17 protein-coding genes are annotated in these 16792 nt (G+C 62.9%); 8 read left to right on the forward strand and 9 right to left on the reverse strand.

The genetic code is table 11. The features are described 5' to 3' along the window. Window positions 1–25 precede the first annotated feature (25 nt). Window positions 26–679, forward strand: a complete 654-nt coding sequence (locus JI75_RS06760; RefSeq protein ID WP_039689744.1) for a TetR family transcriptional regulator — start codon at window positions 26–28, stop codon at window positions 677–679. Between the two features lie 176 nt (window positions 680–855). Here the strand turns inward: JI75_RS06760 and JI75_RS06765 are convergent, their stop codons facing one another. Both JI75_RS06765 and JI75_RS06770 read right to left on the reverse strand, forming a co-directional pair. Next, complete coding sequence (locus JI75_RS06765; RefSeq protein ID WP_039689746.1) at window positions 856–1344, reverse strand: MarR family winged helix-turn-helix transcriptional regulator; 489 nt, start codon at window positions 1342–1344, stop codon at window positions 856–858. Window positions 1345–1481: 137 nt separating this feature from the next. Then, on the reverse strand, window positions 1482–2288 hold the full coding sequence (locus JI75_RS06770) for a sulfite exporter TauE/SafE family protein (RefSeq protein WP_240993151.1): 807 nt from the start codon (window positions 2286–2288) through the stop codon (window positions 1482–1484). A 144-nt stretch (window positions 2289–2432) separates the two neighbouring features. Here JI75_RS06770 and pxpB point away from each other — a divergent pair, with 144 nt between their 5' ends. The 6 genes from pxpB (at window position 2433) to JI75_RS06800 (ending at window position 7827) form a co-directional block, all read left to right on the forward strand. Then, entirely contained in the window at window positions 2433–3161 is a 729-nt protein-coding gene (gene pxpB / locus JI75_RS06775; protein ID WP_039689748.1) for a 5-oxoprolinase subunit PxpB, read from the forward strand. Beyond that, window positions 3161–4264, forward strand: a complete 1104-nt coding sequence (locus tag JI75_RS06780) for a 5-oxoprolinase subunit C family protein (RefSeq protein WP_039689749.1) — start codon at window positions 3161–3163, stop codon at window positions 4262–4264. Before pxpB ends, JI75_RS06780 begins: the two co-directional genes overlap by 1 nt. 9 nt (window positions 4265–4273) lie before the next feature. After that, window positions 4274–4759, forward strand: coding sequence for an acetyl-CoA carboxylase biotin carboxyl carrier protein (gene accB, locus JI75_RS06785; RefSeq protein ID WP_039689750.1), 486 nt, complete (start codon window positions 4274–4276; stop codon window positions 4757–4759). 9 nt (window positions 4760–4768) lie between these two features. Then, the gene (gene accC, locus JI75_RS06790) at window positions 4769–6118 is read left to right on the forward strand and encodes an acetyl-CoA carboxylase biotin carboxylase subunit (RefSeq protein WP_039689751.1); all 1350 of its coding nucleotides are present in this window, start codon (window positions 4769–4771) and stop codon (window positions 6116–6118) included. A 75-nt stretch (window positions 6119–6193) separates the two neighbouring features. Further along, window positions 6194–7018 carry a putative hydro-lyase gene (locus tag JI75_RS06795; protein ID WP_052241661.1) on the forward strand — a complete coding sequence of 275 codons (825 nt, stop codon included), beginning with the start codon at window positions 6194–6196 and terminating at the stop codon, window positions 7016–7018. 53 nt (window positions 7019–7071) lie between these two features. After that, window positions 7072–7827, forward strand: a complete 756-nt coding sequence (locus JI75_RS06800; RefSeq protein WP_039689753.1) for a LamB/YcsF family protein — start codon at window positions 7072–7074, stop codon at window positions 7825–7827. Window positions 7828–8308: 481 nt separating this feature from the next. Here JI75_RS06800 and JI75_RS06805 read toward each other — a convergent pair whose 3' ends face one another. The 5 genes from JI75_RS06805 to mazG all read right to left on the reverse strand — a co-directional run bounded on the left by JI75_RS06805 (window position 8309) and on the right by mazG (window position 13918). After that, window positions 8309–9574 (reverse strand): Nramp family divalent metal transporter, encoded by a 1266-nt coding sequence (locus tag JI75_RS06805; RefSeq protein ID WP_039690732.1) that lies wholly within the window; start codon window positions 9572–9574, stop codon window positions 8309–8311. Window positions 9575–9864: 290 nt separating this feature from the next. After that, window positions 9865–11190: an amino acid ABC transporter permease gene (locus JI75_RS06810; RefSeq protein ID WP_039689755.1), complete on the reverse strand. Its 1326-nt coding sequence runs from the start codon at window positions 11188–11190 to the stop codon at window positions 9865–9867. A gap of 136 nt (window positions 11191–11326) precedes the next feature. Next, entirely contained in the window at window positions 11327–12151 is an 825-nt protein-coding gene (locus JI75_RS06815; protein WP_039689756.1) for an ABC transporter substrate-binding protein, read from the reverse strand. A gap of 131 nt (window positions 12152–12282) precedes the next feature. Next, window positions 12283–12999 carry a GTP pyrophosphokinase gene (locus JI75_RS06820; RefSeq protein ID WP_039689758.1) on the reverse strand — a complete coding sequence of 239 codons (717 nt, stop codon included), beginning with the start codon at window positions 12997–12999 and terminating at the stop codon, window positions 12283–12285. Continuing rightward, the gene (gene mazG / locus JI75_RS06825) at window positions 12986–13918 is read right to left on the reverse strand and encodes a nucleoside triphosphate pyrophosphohydrolase (RefSeq protein ID WP_082019802.1); all 933 of its coding nucleotides are present in this window, start codon (window positions 13916–13918) and stop codon (window positions 12986–12988) included. The genes JI75_RS06820 and mazG overlap by 14 nt, the downstream gene beginning before the upstream one ends. Window positions 13919–14032: 114 nt before the next feature. Here mazG and JI75_RS06830 point away from each other — a divergent pair, with 114 nt between their 5' ends. Continuing rightward, window positions 14033–14872, forward strand: coding sequence for a TrmH family RNA methyltransferase (locus JI75_RS06830; protein WP_039689760.1), 840 nt, complete (start codon window positions 14033–14035; stop codon window positions 14870–14872). Here JI75_RS06830 and JI75_RS06835 read toward each other — a convergent pair. Next, on the reverse strand, window positions 14869–16182 hold the full coding sequence (locus tag JI75_RS06835; RefSeq protein ID WP_039689762.1) for a bifunctional folylpolyglutamate synthase/dihydrofolate synthase: 1314 nt from the start codon (window positions 16180–16182) through the stop codon (window positions 14869–14871). The genes JI75_RS06830 and JI75_RS06835 overlap by 4 nt on opposite strands. Next, window positions 16179–16784: a uracil-DNA glycosylase gene (locus JI75_RS06840; protein ID WP_039689764.1), complete on the reverse strand. Its 606-nt coding sequence runs from the start codon at window positions 16782–16784 to the stop codon at window positions 16179–16181. Before JI75_RS06840 ends, JI75_RS06835 begins: the two co-directional genes overlap by 4 nt. Between the last annotated feature and the right edge of the window lie 8 nt (window positions 16785–16792).

A 16792-nucleotide genomic window follows, 5' to 3' on the forward strand; every position in this document is an offset into this window, starting at 1 on the left:
GAACAAAAAGAGAAAGTTGTCCATCATGACTGCAATGAATACCATGCTCTTGATTGTTGACGCATTCGTCGAACTATGCGATGAGATGCCTCTTCAAAAGGTATCCATTTCTGATATTGTCCATAAAACCGGGAAAAACAGAAAAACGTTCTACTATCACTTTGTAGACAAGAACTATCTGATAGCTTGGATCTTCAGATACGACCTCGGTCAAGCTTTAAAGCGACGTTTTCCTGAAGAGATCCTCATGTATGAGACGGATAATGGCGAACCTATCTCCCAGTTCCCATATTACATAAGAAAGAAATCGGGAATACGATCCTTAAATCATTCCGAGTTCTACAGCGTATTTGCCTCGGTGTTCGAATCCCGCCGACGCTTTTATGCGCAAGCTCTCGATGATAACGGACCGGATTCCCTGAGGAGTTACCTGTTCAATCTGTACCTCCCCGCAATCAAGAGCGACATTGAATTCATTCTTTCGGGCAGATACCTACCGCAAAGCAATATAACGTTCCTTGCTGAACTGTACACGGGAGCGTTTCTCTACTACTTCATCCGTAAGTGCGATCAACCTGCGATTAAGCACCTTATTGCAGATGCGGGACCTTTCGCAAACATAATCCACAGCTCCCTTGAGACTTCAATTAACGAGGCTCAGCTCAATCGAAACCCTTAAAGATGGACGCCAAAAAGCTAGAGCAACTTAAACGGATGCTCTAGCAGGAAACGGAAGCGGGTGCGAACATGCCCCGCTCAGCGACCATGCCGAACGAAAAAACGATCCTGCCTGGCAAAGCCGTTCGACCTTGCCAGGCAGGACGCTTCAAACCACACGTGAGACGCTGCAAAGAACTATCGGCAGCCGTGACGATGTCCGTGGTGCTTGTGGGCACGGCGTCCCTTCCCCTTACCGCTCACACCGGCCTCTTTCAGCGAGACGATAAGCTTCTCGGTAAGCGCGTCGAGCTGCGCGCGCTCCTCGGCGGACAGCGCAGACAGGATCTCCTCAGCGGCCCGCTCATTCGCCTCGAGACGCTTCTCGGCCACCTCGCGCCCTTCGTCTGTAAGTCGCACGGCATAGGTGCGTTCGCCGTCCGCGTCCTCGATGGTGGCGAACCCGTTGCGCACGGCCTTCTTCACCACATCTTTCAGCTGACCGCGGTTCAGATCGAGCTTGTCCACCAGCTCCCGCTGAGTAGCCTGGCCATCGGCCTCCAACAGAAACCGCATCAGGGCACCGACGCCCCGCTGATAGCTGCGCGGTCCGTTCTCGTGAAAAGCGAGCCGGGTAAGCTTGCTTGCCTTTTTCAACTGCCTGAGAGTCTGCACTGCCTCGGTCATAGGGAAGCCTCCTTCGAGCGTCAACCTTCGGATTTCTTTCACTATACGACCGAACGCACCTTCGCTTTAGTTAATCATGAAATATTCAAAGATCGATAAACTACCTGATTATTCTGTTGAAAATATTATTCACTATCTTACAACTGAATAATACACGGAAAAGATGGCCGCCAGCCATGAAACGCACGGGGGCACCCCGCCGGAGCGCCGTGGGCAGCCAGGCGCCTTACGCCGAGAACAGCAGCACCGCGCCGATCAGCGCCAGAACCACGTACGCGATTCTCAGGAAGCGGTCTTTGCTGATGCGCTTGCCCACCCAACCAATTCCCCAGAACCGTCGCAAGAGCCGCAAGGGGGATGCACGCCAAAACCACGTTCACCACCGCAGGCGTGAACGAACCCCCCTGAAACGCAATCCCTGCATACAGGAAGTTCAGCACGGTCCACACCATCGACAACGTCGCGCGAAACCGATGCTTGTCCTGGATCTTCTGCACCGCATAGATCACCAGCAGGGCCCCGCCCGAAATGAACATCCCCTGAATGAGACCGGCCGCGGCCAAAACCATCCACTGGGCCCAAGTCGGAAGGAACCTCTGGCGCCGCGACACCAGGTTGTACACGCCAACGCCCATGATGATGAGGCCGTACACGCGCAGCAGGACGCCGAGCGATGCGATGCTGTCGATCCATATACCCACCAGCATGAACGGGAGCATCACGCCGATGATGCGACCCAGCTCGCGCCAGTCTATGGACTTGAAGTTCAGCAGGGAGAGCAGTCCGCAGGCCATAACGCCCATGGCGTTCAGGACGGCGATGGACTCGGCCATGCCCAGCGTATGGACCCCCACCGGCATTGCGAACATATTGCCCGCGAACCCGGTGATACCCTGGATCGTGTACGCCACGAAGAACGCTATGCAGAATACCGCCTCGCCCATCCTCGCTATCGTTTTCCTCTCTTCGGCAATATTTTGAGAACGGAAACACTGTTTCGTCCCCTTCACCAGTAGAATTATAAGCTGACGCAAAACAGCCCGACGGAACGGCCGGGCGTATTCTGATTTTCGAAACAAAGGCAGGACATGGCCTCATTCTCGATCTCGATCGCGGGCGACTCGGCTATCAACCTCGAGTTCGCGCGCACCATCTCGCCGGAAACCAGCCGCCTGGTGCGCGCCGCCGCGCAGACGCTTTCCGAGGACCGCATACTCGGCGTCACCGAGCTGGTACCCACCTTCTGCTCCCTCATGGTGTGCTACGACCCGGGCCTCATCGGCTACGACGACCTGTGCGCCCGCGTCACCGGAAAGCTGCGCACCATCACCGGGTCGGCCGACAGCCTCCACCGCATCGTGACCATCCCCGTATGTTACGGGGGCGAATACGGCCCCGACCTGCAAACGGTGGCCGACCATGCGGGACTGTCCCCCCGCGAGGTGATCGAGCTGCACAGCGGGCGCGACTACCTCATCGACATGCTGGGATTCCTCCCCGGCTTCGCCTACCTGGGAGGGCTCGACGAGCGCCTCCACACGCCGCGCCTCGCCTCCCCCCGAACCGTCATCCCCGCAGGATCGGTGGGCATCGGGGGCGCACAGACCGGCATCTACCCGCTGGCCTCGCCCGGAGGCTGGCAGCTCATCGGGCGCACGCCCGTGCTGCCCTACGACCCCGCCCGCGCACAGCCCATCCTGTACGCCGCCGGAGACTACATACGCTTCTCGCCGATCTCCGAAAAGCGCTACCAGGCAATACAGGCGCAGGTAGACAACGGAACGTACCATTACGAGATCACGATGGAGGAAAACTGATGGGCATGACCGCCAACAAGCCCGGCGTATGCACCACCATCCAGGATCTCGGGCGCACCGGGTTTCTGGGAAGCGGGTTCTCGCCCTCGGGGTGCATGGACAAGCGCGCGGCCATCATTGCGAACCTGCTGGTAGACAACGATCCGAACGCCCCGGTTCTTGAGTTCTGCCTCGCCGGGCCCACGCTTCGGTTCACCACGGCCACGTTCATCGCCGTGACCGGCGGGGATTTCCGCCCCACCCTGGACGGCGTGCCCCTGCCCGCCTATACGGCCCTCCCCGTCAAACGCGGGTCGGTCCTTTCGTTCAGCGCGCCGCGAGCCGGCGTGTACGGCTACCTCGCCCTCGCGGGAGGGGGCCCGAAGATCGAGCGCGTCATGGGTTCGGCGTCCACGAACCTGAAATGCGGCATCGGCGGATGGAAGGGCCGCGCCCTCACCACGGGAGACTACCTGTCGTTCGAGACGCGCTCGACCGAGTTCATCCCCAACCTGGCCTCCCATACGCTGGAAGGCGAGGCTTCCTACTACGAGTTCGACAGCGAAGAGGTAAGGCTGCGCGTCGTTGCCGGCCCCCAACAGGACATGTTCACCCAGGCGGGCATCGAGGCCTTCTACGGCAGCCCGTACCAGGTGTCCACCCAGTGCGACCGGATGGGCTTTCGGTTAGACGGGCCCGTCGTCGAAACCGTCAGCGGATCCGACATCGTTTCGGACGGCATCGCCCTGGGAGCCGTCCAGGTTCCCAACCACGGCCGTCCCATCATCATGCTCGCCGATCGGCAAACTACGGGAGGTTATGCGAAAATAGGGACGATCGCCAGCGTCGACATTCCCAAACTGGTGCAAAGCCCGCCAGGGCGCACCGTCCGCTTCGACCCTGTCAGCGTGCAGGAGGCCCAAGAGCTTTACCGCAGAGAAACACTGCATTTCAAAGCTCTTGCTAAAATGGTCAGAAGACCCAGTTACGGAGGGATCTCCCCGCGCAAGACCGCGCGGAGGCTCACCCCCATCCTCGAAGCGCAGGCGCTGGCCTCGGGCGGTCAGGCGCTTTGGATCGAAACCGAAGAAACCGCCCATCACCGCGAGAAGCGCCAGTCGTAAAGGAGCGTCATGGAAACCAAGAACATCAAGGATCTCCTGGAGATCATGGATCAGGCCAACCTCAGCGCGGTGCGCTACGACGACGGCACCATAAAGATCGAGCTGGAGCGCGCGACCCCGTCCATCGCCAGCGCCATGGCCCTTCCGCTGATGGCCGACCGCGTGAAGGAACTCATCGCCAGCCACGACGACTCGCACGTCACCACCGGCGCCGCCTGCGCGCCCGTAGCCAGCAGCGAAGACTCCAGCGCGTTGGTGCGCAGCCCCATGGTGGGCACGTTCTACACCGGCCCCTCCCCCGACGAAGAGCCCTTCGTGAAGGTTGGTCAGGAGGTGCTTACCGGCCAGACCCTCGCCATCGTCGAGGCCATGAAGATGATGAACGAGATCACGGCGCCCGCACCGGGCATCGTCACCGAGATCTTGGCCGGAAACGGAACGCAGGTCGAGTACGACCAGCCCCTGTTCCGCATCGTCACCGAAGCATCGGCGTAGGGACCCGCCATGCTCAGCAAGGTCCTTATCGCCAACCGCGGGGAAATCGCCGTCCGCATCATCCGCGCCTGCCGCGCGATGGGCATCAAGACGGTCGCGGTGTACTCGACCGCCGACCGCCAGGCGCTGCACGTGTACCTGGCCGACGAGTCGGTGTGCATCGGCCCGGCCCCGGCTCGCGACTCCTACCTGAACACCACCGCCATCATCACCGCCGCCCTCGGGTGCGGCGCCGACGCCATCCACCCCGGTTACGGCTTTTTGTCCGAGAACGCCACGTTCGCGAAGATGTGCACCGACAACGGCATCATCTTCGTCGGACCGCGCGCGTCGGTGATCGACCGCATGGGCAACAAAAGCCAGGCCCGCCGCACCATGATGGACGCCGGCGTGCCCGTCGTGCCCGGCTGCCGCGAATCGTTCCACGACGCAGAGCGCGCCAAGGCGGCCGCTGCCGACGTGGGATGGCCCATCATGATCAAGGCCTCGTCGGGAGGCGGCGGCAAGGGCATGCGCATCTCCGAGAGTTCCGAGGACTTCATCGAGCAGTTCAACATCGCGCAGCGCGAGAGCATCAACGCGTTCGGCGACAACACCATGTACCTCGAGCGGGCCGTTATCGATCCGCGCCACGTGGAGGTCCAGGTGATCGCCGACAACCACGGCCATATCGTCGCTATGGGAGAGCGCGACTGCTCGGTGCAGCGCAACCATCAGAAGATGATCGAGGAGTCGCCCTCCCCCTTCCTCGACGGGGAAACCCGGCAACGCATGATGGAAGACGCCGTGAAGGCCGCGCGGGCCGTCGGCTACACGTCTGCGGGCACCATCGAGTTCCTCATGGACAAGGACCGCAACTACTACTTCATGGAGATGAACACGCGCGTCCAGGTGGAGCACTCGGTCACCGAGTTCGTCACCCACCGCGACATCGTGCGCGAGATGCTGTGCATCGCGGCCGGCGAAGAGCTTTCGTTCACGCAGGACGACATCCGACTGGACGGGCACGGCATCGAATGCCGCATCAACGCCGAGATCCCCGAAAAGGGGTTCCTCCCCAGCCCGGGCGTGATCTCGCAGATGCACCTTCCCGGGGGCAACGGCGTGCGCGTCGACACCGCCGCCTACGACGGGTTCGAGATCTCGCCCTACTACGATTCCATGATCGCTAAGATCATCGTCCGAGGGCGCACCCGCACCGAGGCTATCGCCAAGATGCGCACGGCGCTTGAGGAGATGGTGGTAGTGGGCGTTTCCACCAACCTCGACTTCCAGTACTCCATCATGGAGAACGAGACGTTCAAGGCCGGGCTCGCCGACACCAGCTTCATCGAGAAGTTCCTGCGCGGCGAGGTGTAGCGGGCTGTCGCGTTCGATCGGGAACCGCTCCGCACGGGCTAAACCGCGCCCGATAGAGACGAAAGGAAGGCTGCGATGCTCGCTCGTCCCGAAAACGTTTCCCCCGAAACCTGGGAGAAGGCCCTGGGCGCTTCCCCCGTCGAACTGCGCCGCTTGATCCGCACCGGGGCGTACACGGCTCCCACCAGCGGGCTGTGCCCCGGATACGCCCAGGCGAACCTGATCGTCCTACCGAAAGAGCAGGCATACGACTTCCTGCTGTTCGCCCAGAGAAACCCCAAGCCCTGCCCGCTTCTGGAGGTGACCGAGACGGGCGCGCGCCAGACCTCCATCTGCGCGACCGACTGCGACATCGCCACCGACTTCCCCCGCTACCGCATCTACCGCTACGGGGAGCTGGTCGACGAGACGACGGATGTTTCCGAGCTGTGGAGGGACGACTTCGTCTCCTTCGTCATCGGATGCTCGTTCTCGTTCGAGTCCGAGCTGGTCGAAGCCGGTATCGAGATGAGGCACAACACCATGGGCAGAAACGTCTCGATGTACCTCACCAACGTCGCCTGCCGGCCCGCTGGATCGATGTCGGGAAACATGGTGATGTCCATGCGCCCCATCCCCTACGACCAGGTTGTTCGGGCGACGCAGATATCGGGGGCCATACCGCAGGTGCACGGGGCGCCCCTGCATATCGGCGACCCCTCGGCCATCGGGATCGACGACGTGTCCAAGCCCGACTTCGGCGATCCGGTCGATATCCGCGAAGGAGAGGTTCCCGTGTTCTGGGCCTGCGGCGTCACCCCGCAATCGGTTGTGATGAACTCCAAGCCGCCGCTCGCCATCACGCACGCCCCCGGCTGCATGCTGGTCACCGACACCAAAAACATCGACCTGAAGGGATAGTCGGCTTGCGGCAAGATCCGTCCGCCGTCCGACCTGGAAAGATAGGAAACGATATGCGCGCCATCGACCTCAACTGCGATTTGGGAGAAAGCTTCGGCCGATACACCATGGGGCTCGATGACCAGGTGATCCCCCTGGTCTCAAGCGTGAACGTCGCGTGCGGGATGCATGCGGGCGACCCGATGGTCATGCGCAGGACCGTGCGCATGGCAACGCAGGCGGGCGTGGCGATCGGGGCGCATCCGGGCTATCCCGACCTGCAGGGATTCGGTCGACGCGATATGAACCTCTCGCCCGACGAGGCCTACTCGTTCGTCCTGTATCAGATCGGGGCGCTTGCAGGGTTCTGCGCGGCCGAAGGGGCGCGGCTCCATCACGTGAAGCCCCATGGGCAGCTGTACAACCGAGCCGCGGCCGATCGGGCGCTGGCCGACGCGATCGCCGCAGCCGTGCGCGACTTCGACCCGCAGCTCGTGCTGGTGGGGCTTGCGGGCGGACAGCTCGTCGAAGCCGGGGAATCGCTTGGGCTGAGATGCGCAAGCGAGTTCTTCGCCGACCGCAACTACACCGACGAGGGCGTGCTCGCACCGCGCTCGATGCCCAACGCCACGCTCACCGACGAAGCATTCGCGGTGAAACGCGCCGTGCGCGCCGTGCGCGAGGGCACCATCGAGAGCATCACCGGGAAGACCATTCGGGTTTCGGCCGACACCATCTGCACGCACGGCGACAACGTCCGCGCCCTCGAATTCGTACGCGAGCTGCGCTGTGCGCTTGAAGAGGCGAACGTGGAGATCAAACCGGTCTAGGGCGCGCCCGACGGCGCCAAAAAACGAGAGGTTTGCATCGGCGTGCATGGAAAACGCCCCTTTTGCCAAGAATCGGCATGTTTGCATTGGAATGCGCGACTCCTTGGAGTAGCGAGACCTTCTTTTGCTGGGGTTTTACGGCGGCTTTGACCAAAAATCAACGCCTTTGGCCCTCGAAAAGCCCTATAGCGAATACAAACCTGCTGTTTTTTGGCAAAAGACGCTCCGTTCGGCACACGCCGATGCAAACCTCCCGTTTTTTGGCAGGACACCCCCGAAAGAAAGAAACGCCGCTGAAAGACACCTCTGAGCCGCCGAAAAGAGGGAAACACCGCCGAAAGACACCTCCGAGCCGCCGAAAAGAGGGAAACACCGCCGAAAGAAACCTCCATAAGAGATGCCTCCACAGCGGCTTGCCGCACCTCGAAACGAAAAAGCGCCCCTGCCGGCAGGGGCGCTTTCAGCCATCGCTCGGGGCGCTTTACGCACCCAGGAGCTTCTGGACAGAGGTGATGAACGAGGACATGTTGCGGTACGCGATGAAGATGGTGACCAGGATGATCACCACGCCCGCGATGTTGGCGAACAGGTGGTTCTTGAACTTCTCGAGATCGGCGCCGTTCGCGCAGAACATCACGAAGAAAGCCATGATGGGAAGCAGGATGGCGTTCGCCGCCTGGGCGGTGAGGATGAGCTGCGTGGGGCTCTTCCCGAACGCGACGGCCATGAAGCAGCCGGCCAGCAAAACGATCAGCCAGATCGCCTTGAACCGGATGTCCTTGAGGCCCTTGCCCCAACCCAAAACGCCGTTCACCGCATACGCCGCCGACAGAGATGCCGTGATCACGCTGGAGAAACCGGCAGCCAGCAGGCCGAGCCCGATCATGTAAGTGGCCCAGCTGCCCAGCAGCGGCTGGAGCGCGATGGCCATGTCCTTGCCGTTGGCAACCGTAACGCCCGTGCCGTGGATGTTCGCGGCGGCGCAGATGAGGATGGCCATCGAGATGACGCCGCCGAGGCCGATGGAAAGCGCCGCATCGAAGCGGGCATCGGCGACCTGGTCGGGATCCTTGAAGCGCTCTGCCGCACCGGAAGCGTGCAGGAACAGGTTGTACGGAACCACCGTCGTGCCGATCAGGCCGGCTGCAACCAGGATCGGGGACACCCCGCCGGTCTGCTCGGCGCTGGGCAGCGTCGGGACGAACAGGCCCGAGACGACCGCTCCCCAATCAACCGGAGAGGCGAACGCCGTGACGAGGAACACCACGCCCATGAACACCACGATAGCCGTGAGGATCTTCTCGACCAGCTTGTACGAACCGATCCACAGGCAGGCGAAACCCGCGATTCCGATGACCACGACGATGGGCAGCATCTGGATTCCGGGAGCGAACGCCTGGATGCCCAGGATACCGCCGGTGACGTTGCCCGTTTCGTAGGCGATGTTGCCCACGAAGATCGCAACGATGACGATGGCGATGGCCGCCCATTTCAGCGCGGGGTTGCCGATGCGGTCGCGGATGTTTTCACCCAGACCCTTCCCCGTGATGATACCGATACGAGCCGCCATCTCCTGAAACAGGATGGTGGCCACGGTTGCGAACAGAAGCGCCCACAGCATGGTGTAACCGTAGCTCGCACCCGACACGGTGCACGTGGTGACCGTGCCCGGCCCGATGAAGCCTGCTGCGACCAGCGCGCCCGGGCCGATGTTTTTGAACTTCTCGGCGAGAGTGCTCTTAGCCATTCGCGATCCTTTCTCGATCATAAGGAGGGATGCCCCGCCCCTTTCCGGCGCCCTTGGGGTGATACAAGGGCCTATCACGTAACATTTCCCACTTTACCAGGGAAGTTAACCAATAAATGCGCCGAGGGCACATTTAACCCCGACGAAACCGCAAGCGGCTCGGCCGATACGGGGCCCTCGAAGCGAGGCGAAGCGGGCGGCGAGGAGCGTCGGAACAGCGGCCCGGAAACCGGGGCTCGACGCGACCCTCGGGCCGGGCTTTCCGCCCGATCCCGCCTTTTTTTCTTCGCCTATCGCTGTTCTGCCTGCCGACGGACGGCCGACTTCAGCCTGCGCGGCCTCTTCTTCGCCGAACCCGCGTCGTTTCCGGCAAGGCGAGCCTCGAAGATCCCCACCAGCTTGGCAAGCGGCAGCGTGAACACCAGGTAGAAGCATGCGGCAACGATGTAGGGCGTGATGGAGCCGGTGGAGGCGACGATGGTCTTGGCGTACATGACCACCTCCATGACCCCCACGGCCGCCAGCAGCGACGTGTCTTTGTAAAGCAGGATGAATTCGCTGGTCATCGTGGGAAGAACGCGCTGAACCGTCTGGGGGATGATGACGAACAGCATGGTCTGCGCACCGCTCATGCCCAGCGAGCGCGAGGCCTCGAACTGGCCTTTGTTGATGGACTGGATGCCGGCGCGGAAGATCTCGCACAGGTAGGCGCCCGAGTTCATGCCCAGCACCAACACTCCCAGCGGAAACGACGGGATCTCGACGCCGGCCAGAGGCAAACCGAAAAACGCGATGTAGATCTGCAGGAACACGGGGGTGCCGCGCACCACGTTCACATACGTGGCCGCGATTGCGCGCAGGACCCGGAAGCGCGACATGCGCATGAAGGACAGAGCCAGGCCGACGGGGATGGCCAAGGGGAAGGCGACGGCCACGATGCCCACCGCCAGGAAAAACCCGTTCATCACGACGGGGAAGCTGGTGACCAGCAAAGGCGGGTTGAAGAACAGCTTCAGGAACTTGTTGGAGTTCCAGGCCTTCACCCAATCCTGCCCTTCGAGATAGCGGGCGAACTGGTCGGCGGGAGACACCGAGGTCACCTTGATGGTGGGCAGATCGGCAAGCTCCTGCTTGGAGCCGTCCGCAAACGATGCGGCGCCTTTGATCGCCATATCGCCGCCCGAGGTGGGGAATTCCACACCGTAAAGCTCGACGCGGTAGTAGGCGCCCGCCTCGACCTGCCCATCGATGGCCACGGTGACGGTCTGGCCCTCGGACGAGAACCGGGCGTCGACCTTCGTGCGGGTCATGCGGTCCTCGCCTGTGAGCAGCGTGAGCTTGGCATTGTCCAGCGAGAAGCGGGTTCCCTCGGGCAGCGTGAACGACAGGCTGCTCACCGACTCGTCGGGCGCGGCCTGGCCTTCCCACGAGATGCGCGTCTCGGTGCCGCCCAGCACGTCCGATCCGCTGTTGCCGTTCGGGCGGGCGGTCATATCCGACGTCGTCAGAGCGTATGCCGCAACGGGAGACGAGAAAACCGCCAGAGCCAAAGACAGAGCGACGGCGCAGACGGCCAGCAGCCTTGCGCCGGTTTTAACTGATTGCGCATTGTTCATCGGTCGATCACTACCCCATTAATGCTAAGCGTTTCGCCCACGATGCGCGGCGAGTCTCAAACAACAAGAACCCCCCGTTCCCTTTCGAGAAACGAACGGGGGGTTCCATTATACCGACTTCTCGGTCGTTTCCCTGCTACATGTACTGCTTCAGCAGGTTGTCGATGGTGCCGTCTGCGGCAAGTTCCTTCAGGGCCTTGTTGATGTCTTCCGTAAGGGCCTTGTTGTCCTGGGAGACCGCGATGGCGTACTCTTCGCCGGTGGCGATGCTCTTCACCACCTTGGCGTCGGAATACGCGTCGGCGAGCATCTTGTTCACCACCGCGTAGTTGGTGCACACGGCGTTGACCTGGCCCGCCTGCATGGCGGCGAAGCAGTCGTTGGAATTGCCGTAAGCCACCACGCGCGCATCGGGATAGTGCTCCTGGACGTAGGTCTCGCCCGTAGTGCCGCTTTGGACCGCGATGCTCACACCGGCGGAGTTGAGGTCGGCGTCGACCGTTTCCTTCGTCACCGCGCTGGAATTCATGACCGCGATGGACAGGTCGTCGGTGTAGTAGGAGTTCGTGAAGTCAACCTGCTTGGCGCGCTCGGGGTCGACCGTGAAGCCCGAAATGCCGATATCGGCCTGGGTGCCGCTCGAAATAGCGGGGAGGATGGCGTCGAACTGAAGGGAGACGAACTTGGGCTCGAGGCCGAGCTTCTTGGCAACCGCCTTGCCCACCTCGATATCGAGGCCCACGTACTCGCCGTTTTCCATGTTCTCGAACGGGGGGAAGTCGGGCGACGTGGCGATGGTGAGGGTACCCGCGCTCTGAAGCTTGTAGGCCGACCCGGAATCGGACTTCGAGTCGCTCGACCCCGACGAAGCGGAGCCCGACGAGCCCGAGCAGCCCGCAAGCGCGAGGGCGGCGGCAAGGCACCCGATCGCCAGCACCGCGCCGATCTTCTTCATTTTCATGTGCTTCTCCCTTCATGCATACTTAAAACACGCGCCCGCACGGCGCGCCTCTTTGTCGAGTGCTCACCAACATACCCTATCGCACCATGATATTCAGGCGAGATATTGAAGATTTAACACAGTCGGCTGTTTTATTCGGCATCGAGGGCCTGGGCGAGGATCCGCATTCGTGATTCAACATTCCGTATAATTCTGCTGCAATCACGTAATTCGTCGTATGAGTCGATGCCTGCGACCTCGCTTACCGCCTTGTATTTCAGCTCGTGCTCCAAACTGGCCCAGAAGTCCATCGCGATGGTCCGTATCTGAACCTCGACGGGAATCATGTCGGTTCTGTCAACAAAGTGAACAGGTATTTTGACGATCATATGCAAGCTGCGATACCCGTTGGGCTTGGGGTTCGCCACGTAGTCCTTGATGTTCACCACTTCGAGGTCGTCGTGGCGTTTCAGCATTTCGCATAATTCGTAGACATCATGAATGTACGAGCAGATCACCCGAACGCCGGCTATATCCATAACGTAGCGCTCGGCGTTGGCGACCGTCTGGGGCTTGCCGTAGCGGGCCAGCTTCTCGTAAACGCCCCGCGGGTCCTTGACGCGCGATTCGACGTGGTGGATGGGGTTGCGGTGCCGCCGGACGCTGAGGTCCCGATCGATGATCTCGAAGCGCACCTCCATCTCGCGCATGGCCGCATGGTAGCGGGCCAGCATGGGAAGCACGTCGGCGAAGAACCGGCGGGCGTTCTCGGATGTTTCCACCATCAGGTCTTCCTCTCCCGGCTTCACCAGCGAGCGATGCGGGTCGATCCGCTCGATCCGTTCGGTCAGCGAGCTACTCTGATCCATGTTCGGCGCCCTCCCTGTCCTTCGCCGCCTGCCACAACCCTTCGAGCGCATCGGCGGTCAGCCGGTCGATCTGCGTGCGGGAAGCCCGGGCCTCCCCCTCCATCGACTCCCAGCGGGAGCGGAACTTCGCACAGGTGCGCCGCAGCGCCGATTCGGAATCGATGCCCATATGCCGCGCCACGTTCACCAGCGCGAACAGGAGGTCGCCGAACTCCAGCTCGGCAGCTTCCACCAAAGGATCGGTCGCATCGGCGCCGCGCAGCATGCGCCCGTCTTCCGACTTGGGCGCCGCCGCGTAGGCTTCGCGCAGCTCGGCTTCCTCTTCGCGCACCTTGGCCCACACCCCGTCAAGCGCATCCCACTCGAAGCCGGCAGCCGCCGCCTTACGCGAGATCTTCTGGGCTTGGAGAAGCGCGGGAAACGAGCGCGGAACGTCGTCGAGCAGGCTGGGAATGCGGCCCGATTCGGATGCACGGCGCGCCGCCTCTTCCTTTTCCGCCAGCTTGACCTGCTCCCACAGGCGGGCGACCTCGTTCGCGTCCCCGCCGGCGGCATCCGAGAACACATGGGGATGGCGCCGCACCATCTTCTCATCGACGGTCGCGCACACGTCGTCTATGGTGAACTCGCCCGCCTCGGCTGCGATCTGGCTTTGCAGAACCACCTGGAGCAATACATCGCCGAGCTCCTCTTCGACGCGCCGGGTGTCCCGCGCCTCGATCGCGTCGGCCGCCTCGTAGGCTTCCTCCACCAGGTACTCGGTCAGCGATTCGTGGGTCTGCGCCCGATTCCAGGGACAGCCCCCTTCGGGTGCGCGCAGGGCGGCAACCGTTTCGACGAAATCATAGAACGCGCCGGAGCCCGCAGCGCGTTCCCCGTCGCACAGCGACCCTTCGGGGTCGTTCTCATTCATAGCCATGCATGAGCTCCTGAACTCACGACTGCACTGCATCGAGTATAGCGCCGCTCCGGGCGTTCGGTTGAAAATCGCACAGGGTATACTTGATCCCGAACCCTTCGAAAGGACCCCGCCGTGCCGCTCGTTTCCATCGACCGCCTCTCCGACCCGCGCCTCGATCCCTTCGCCCGTCTCACCGACGTTGCGCTGCGCAGCCGGATCGAACCGGAGAAGGGGGTCTTCATAGCCGAGACCGTCGAGGTCATCGGCCGCGCCCTCGACGCAGGCTGCATTCCGCTGTCCCTGCTGACGGCCCCCGAGTACCTCGGCCAGCTCGAAACGGTCATCGGCCGCATCGAACGCGAGCATCCCGACGTGCCCGTGTTCGCGGCCCCGCGCAGCGAGCTGCGGCAGCTCACCGGGTTCGAGCTCACGCGCGGCGCCCTGTGCGCCTTTCGCCGACCCGCGCTCGCATCGGTGGAAAAGACGCTGGAAAACGCACGGGTCGTGGCCGTCTTGGAGGATATCCGGAACCACACCAACGTCGGCGCCATATTCCGCTCGGCGGCCGCCATCGGGGCCGATGCCGTGCTGGTGTCCCCCGCCTGCTACGATCCGCTGTACCGCCGCGCCGTGCGCGTGTCGATGGGCGCGGTGTTCCAAGTGCCGTGGACCCGCATGGAAGGCGACCCGCGCACCTGGTTCGCCGACGGTTCCCGTACGCTGCGGGAACTGGGGTTCACCATCGCCGCCATGGCGCTTGAGGACGATTCGATCCCCCTCGACGATCCGCGCGTCCGCGCACAGGACAAGATAGCCCTGGTGTTCGGAACGGAAGGGTACGGGCTGTCGCGCACCACGCTCGAACACTGCGACATGACCGTGCGCATCCCCATGCGCCACGGAGTGGACTCGCTCAACGTGGCGGCGTCGAGCGCCGTTGCCTTCTGGGAGCTCGTGCGCGAAACCGCCTAGGAATCCCCTCCGTCCAAAACCGCGTACGCGGCGGACAGGGCGTACAGGCTCCCGAACACGCACATGACGCCCCCCTCGCCCGTCAGGCGGCGCGCTATGCCCAGCGCATGGGCCATATCGCCCGCAACGACCACCTCCAGCGGGACCGAGCGCCCCTCGGTCTGCGCCCGCACCGCTTCAGCCAGGTCGTCGGCCGCAAGCGCACGGGGGTTGTCGGGTGCGGTGCATACGAAGGCGCGCGCCAAGGGCGAAAGCGCGTCGATCATCGCGCGGTAGTCCTTGTCTGCCAGCACGCTCATGACGAACGTGAACGACTGGCCGGGAAACGCGTCTTTCAGCGAATCGGCCAGCGCGCAAGCGCCCTGCGGGTTGTGCCCCCCGTCGATGACGGTTGCGGGCCATGCCCCCCGCGCATCCCTCACCTCGAAGCGGCCCGGCCAAAACGCCGACGCGACGCCGCGTTCGACCGCGTCGTCGGAGATGTCCCATCCGCGCTTTCGCAGCTCTTCGACGGTTTCGAGGGCCACTGCGGCATTCGCCGGCTGGTAGCTTCCCAGCATGCGCGTCTCGAAGGGCCGCCCGCGATACGAAAACGCCCGGCGACCGCGCCCGACACCGCCGCCAACCTCCAGCTCGCCCAGGTCGGGCTCGACAACGGTACAACCGGCATCTGCGGCAACCCGTTCAATAACCGCGCGGGCAGACGGCTCCTGCGGGTACGACACCACGGCGGCACCCGCTTTGACGATGCCCGCCTTCTCGGCCGCTATCTGGGAAACCGTATCGCCCAGCAAACCGGTGTGATCCAGTCCGATGCGCGTGATCACGCACGCCTCGGGCGCATCGACGACGTTGGTCGAGTCCAGGCGCCCGCCCAGCCCGACCTCGAGCACGACCACGTCGCAGGCGCTCCGGGCGAAATGCACGAGCGCGACCGCGGTCATCAGCTCGAACTCGGTGGGATGCTCGCCGGTTTCCTCGAACTGGGCTTCGGCCGCATCGCGCACCTCAAGCGTCGCCTCGCCGAGATCCGAAAGGGAGATATCGAGGCCGTCCACGCGGATGCGCTCTTCGAACCGCAGGATGAAGGGGCTGGTGAACAGACCGGTCCGATACCCGGCGGCGCGGAGGATCGACTCGATGAACGCGCAGGTCGAACCTTTCCCGTTGGTGCCCGCCACATGGACGAACCTCAGCTCATCCTGGGGCCTCCCCAAGCGCTCCAACAGGTCGGTTATGCGCTCGAGCCCCAGGCGGGAGTGCTGCCAGCGCGGCTCGTTGATGTAGGCGATCGGGTCGAACGGGGTCATCGGGCGTCCACGGGCGCCGCGCCCTCTGCCGACGCGCTCGCACCGCCCGCGCGCAGAACCTCGCCAAGGCGCGCGAAATCCTCCTCGATCAGGGGGCGCTTGGTGCGATCGTAGATCGCCGCTGCGGGATGGAACATGGGAAACACCTTGAACCTGCCCGCCATGAACGTCTGCCCGTGCAGGCTGGTGATGCCGCGCTCGGTTTTCAGGATGAACTTGGTGGCGAAATTGCCCAGAGTCACGATCACCTCGGGGTCGATCAGGCGCGTCTGTTCGCGCAGGAACGGGGCGCAGGCGCAGATCTCGTCGGGGCGCGGGTCGCGGTTGTCGGGCGGGCGGCACTTCAGCACGTTGGCAATGAATATCTCCTCGCGCTTGAGCCCCGCAATCTCCAGGAACTCGGACAGGTTGCGCCCTGCGGCGCCCACGAACGGCTCGCCCTGCTTGTCCTCGTTCTTACCCGGGGCTTCACCGACCACCAAGACGCGCGCATGCGGGTCTCCGTTGCCGAACACGGTGTTGGTCCGCCCGTCGCACAGAGGGCAGCGGCGACAGGCCGCGACATCGGCCCTCACATCATCCAAAGTACGGGAATCCGCCATGAGCCCAC

Origin of the sequence: Berryella intestinalis, from assembly GCF_000814825.1 — a bacterium.
GTDB classification, from domain to species: Bacteria; Actinomycetota; Coriobacteriia; order Coriobacteriales; family Eggerthellaceae; genus Berryella; species Berryella intestinalis.